3 protein-coding genes are annotated in these 3,269 nt (G+C 62.9%); all 3 read left to right on the top strand.

Features of this window, described 5'->3' with window-relative positions; translation table 11 throughout:
- The first annotated feature begins 79 nt into the window (after positions 1 to 79).
- The 3 genes from AC6LJ2_RS29940 (at position 80) to AC6LJ2_RS29950 (ending at position 3,156) form a co-directional block, all read left to right on the top strand.
- Positions 80 to 1,573: a CoA-acylating methylmalonate-semialdehyde dehydrogenase gene (locus AC6LJ2_RS29940; RefSeq protein WP_263910529.1), complete on the top strand. Its 1,494-nt coding sequence runs from the start codon at positions 80 to 82 to the stop codon at positions 1,571 to 1,573.
- Between the two features lie 94 nt (positions 1,574 to 1,667).
- Complete coding sequence (locus AC6LJ2_RS29945; RefSeq protein WP_175191046.1) at positions 1,668 to 2,612, top strand: CysB family HTH-type transcriptional regulator; 945 nt, start codon at positions 1,668 to 1,670, stop codon at positions 2,610 to 2,612.
- A gap of 223 nt (positions 2,613 to 2,835) precedes the next feature.
- Positions 2,836 to 3,156: a DUF2325 domain-containing protein gene (locus tag AC6LJ2_RS29950; protein WP_263910532.1), complete on the top strand. Its 321-nt coding sequence runs from the start codon at positions 2,836 to 2,838 to the stop codon at positions 3,154 to 3,156.
- Positions 3,157 to 3,269: the final 113 nt, after the last annotated feature.

Consider the following 3,269-nt stretch of genomic DNA (forward strand, 5'->3'; position numbering starts at 1 on the left):
GGGGCCGGCCGGCGCTGCCCGCAAAGAACCCTGAACGCGGATTCCATCCGCATCGATAAAGCAGTGTGAGGAGCATCAAATGAGTGAAGTCCCCCGCGTTCCGCTATTGATCGGCGGCAAGCTCGTGCAGTCCAAGACCACCGAATGGCGTGACGTGATCAACCCCGCCACGCAAGAGGTTGTCGCCAAGGTGCCCTTCGCGACGCGCGAAGAGCTGGACCTGGCGGTCTCCAATGCCAAGGAAGCCTTCAAGACCTGGCGCAACAGCGGGCAGGGCGCGCGCATGCGCGTCATGCTGAAATTCCAGGAACTGCTGCGCGCCAACACCGGCAAGCTGGCCGAGATGATTACCCGCGAACACGGCAAGACCCTGCCGGACGCCGAGGGTGAAGTGGGCCGTGGCCTGGAAGTGGTGGAGCACGCCTGCTCGATCGCCAACCTGCAACTGGGCGAATATGCCGAGAACGCCGCATCCGGCATCGACGTCTACACCCTGATCCAGCCGCTGGGCGTGTGCGCCGGCATCACGGCGTTCAATTTCCCCGTGATGCTGCCTTGCTTCATGTTCCCGATCGCGGTGGCCTGCGGCAACACGTTCGTGCTCAAGCCATCCGAGCAGGACCCCACCGCCTCGCTGTTCCTGGCCCAACTGGCCCTGGAAGCCGGCCTGCCCCCGGGTGTGCTGAACGTGGTCCATGGCGGCCCGGATACGGCCAACGGCCTGTGCGAGCATCCCGACATCAAGGCGGTGTCGTTCATCGGTTCGACCCGCGTGGGCACCGAGATCTACAACCGCGCCTCCGCCGCGGGCAAGCGCTGCCAGTCGATGATGGGCGCCAAGAACCACTGCGTGATCCTGCCGGACGCCGATCCCGACGTGGCGCTGAACCAGCTGGTGGGCGCCGCTTTCGGCGCGGCCGGCCAGCGCTGCATGGCCTCGTCGGTGGCCGTGCTGGTGGGCGATGCCCGCAACTGGCTGCCCGATTTCGTCGAGCGCGCCAAGAAGCTGAAGGTCAATTCGGGCATGGACCGCGCGGCCGACCTGGGCCCGCTGGTGTCGCCCAACGCCAAGAAGCGCGTCGAAAGCCTGATCCAGAAGGGCGTGGACGAAGGCGCCAAGCTGCTGTTGGACGGCCGCAACCTGAAGGTCTCGGGCTTCGAGCAGGGCAACTTCGTGGGTCCCACGGTGTTCGACGGCGTGACCGAAGACATGACCATCTACACCGAGGAAATCTTCGGGCCGGTGCTGTGCGTGGTGGGCGTGGAAACGCTGGAAGAGGCGGTGGAATTCGTCAACCGCAACCCCAATGGCAACGGCGTGGCGCTGTTCACGCAGGATGGCGGCGCGGCGCGCTACTTCCAGAACAACATCGACGTCGGCCAGGTCGGCATCAACGTGCCGATCCCGGTGCCGGTGGCCTGGTTCAGCTTTACCGGTTCGCGCGGCTCGAAGCTCGGCGACCTGGGCCCCAATGGCAAGCAGGCGGTGCAGTTCTGGACCCAGACCAAGACCGTCACCGCGCGCTGGTCGGCCCATGCCAAGACCGTGAACACGACGATCTCGATGCGCTGAAAGAGGGACGCCTTGCACCTAAGCTTATATCAATAAGTCATATAACAAGGCGTCCTTATTACTTATAATTGGTCCGTCTATCAGGGGCCAATTCATGAACCTGCAGCAATTTCGTTTTGTGCGCGAAACCATCCGGCGCGACTTCAATCTGACCGAAGCCGCCCGGATGCTCTATACCTCCCAGCCGGGCGTGTCCAAGGCGATCATCGAGTTCGAGGACGAACTCGGCATCAAGATCTTCGAACGTCACGGCAAGCGCATCAAGGGGCTGACCAAGCCCGGCCTGGCGGTTTCGCAGGTGATCGACCGCATCATGCGCGAAGTCGACAATCTCAAGAAAGTCAGCGATGAATTTGCCCGCCGCGACGAAGGCGGCCTGGTGATCGCCTGCACCCACACCCAGGCCCGTTACCTGCTGCCGCGCGTCATTCCGGCGTTCCGCAAGCAATTCCCCAAGGTGCATCTGTCGTTGGCTGAAGGCAGCCCCGCGCAACTGGCCGAAATGGTGCTGCACGAACAGGCCGACCTGGCGCTGGCGACCGAATCCCTGGCGCTGACCCCGGGCCTGGCGACGTTGCCTGTCTATGCCTGGGAACACACGGTGGTAGTGCGTCCCGACCATCCGCTTGCCGAACTGACCTCCAGCGCTGCCAAGCGCCTGTCCCTGGCGCAACTGGCCGAATTCCCCATCGTGACCTATGACCGTGCCTTTACCGGCCGCAGCACGATCGACGAAGTCTTCGCCAACCAGGGTATCCATCCGGACATCGTGCTGGAGGCCATCGACGCCGACGTGATCAAGACCTACGTGGATGTGGGCCTGGGCATCGGCATCATCGCCGGCGTGGCCTACGACCCGCGGCGCGATTCGAACCTGGTGGGACTGCCCGTCGGGCACCTGTTTGGCACGCACACCACTCGCGTGGGGGTGAAGGCCGGTGTGTTCCTGCGCGATTACGTCTATACCTTCCTGGAAATGCTGGCGCCATCATTGACCCGCGCGGTCGTGACCGAGGCGGTGCAGGGCACGCCCAAGTAGGCGTGGCCGGCTTTGGAGGCCCTGGGACAAAGCGCGGCCCTTTGCGGGAGCCGCGTTTTTTTTGGCTGCGCAGGCGTCTCGGGGAAGGGGGGAGCGGGGGTCTTCCTATGCGTTCCCATGAGCTCATAAAAATAATTAAATAAGAACTGATCTCATTTAAGTTGACTAAAAAATAGGAATCATTATCATTACATCCAGTCTCAACGACCCAGTGAGGTTCAACATGACGGCAGGATTGAGTGCAGTGGTAGTGGGCGCCGACAGGCTCGGCAACATTCCGGATCTGCTTAAAGGACACAATATTTCGATCACGCACCACATCAGTGGCCGTGACCCCTCGCATCAGAAGAAGACGCTGCAACTGCCCTCGGGCACCCAGCTGGTCATTTTGCTGACCGACTTCCTGGGCCATAACGTCATGAAAACGTTCCGCAATGCGGCGCAGCGCGGCGGCATCCGGGTCGTGGCTTGTCGCCGTTCGGTGTGCAGCATGCAGCAGGCGCTGCAGCAGTGCGGCCTGTGCACGGGGGCCGCTGTCCACTGACGGCTTGCCGCGCCGCCGCGGACACAGAAAAACTGGGGAGGCCGAAACGGCCTGCGGCCCCACGGCCCGGCGCAGAAATGAAAAAAGCGCGCGGACCGGGACCGTCTCTGAAA

The organism is Achromobacter sp. 1014246743 (assembly GCF_059760725.1).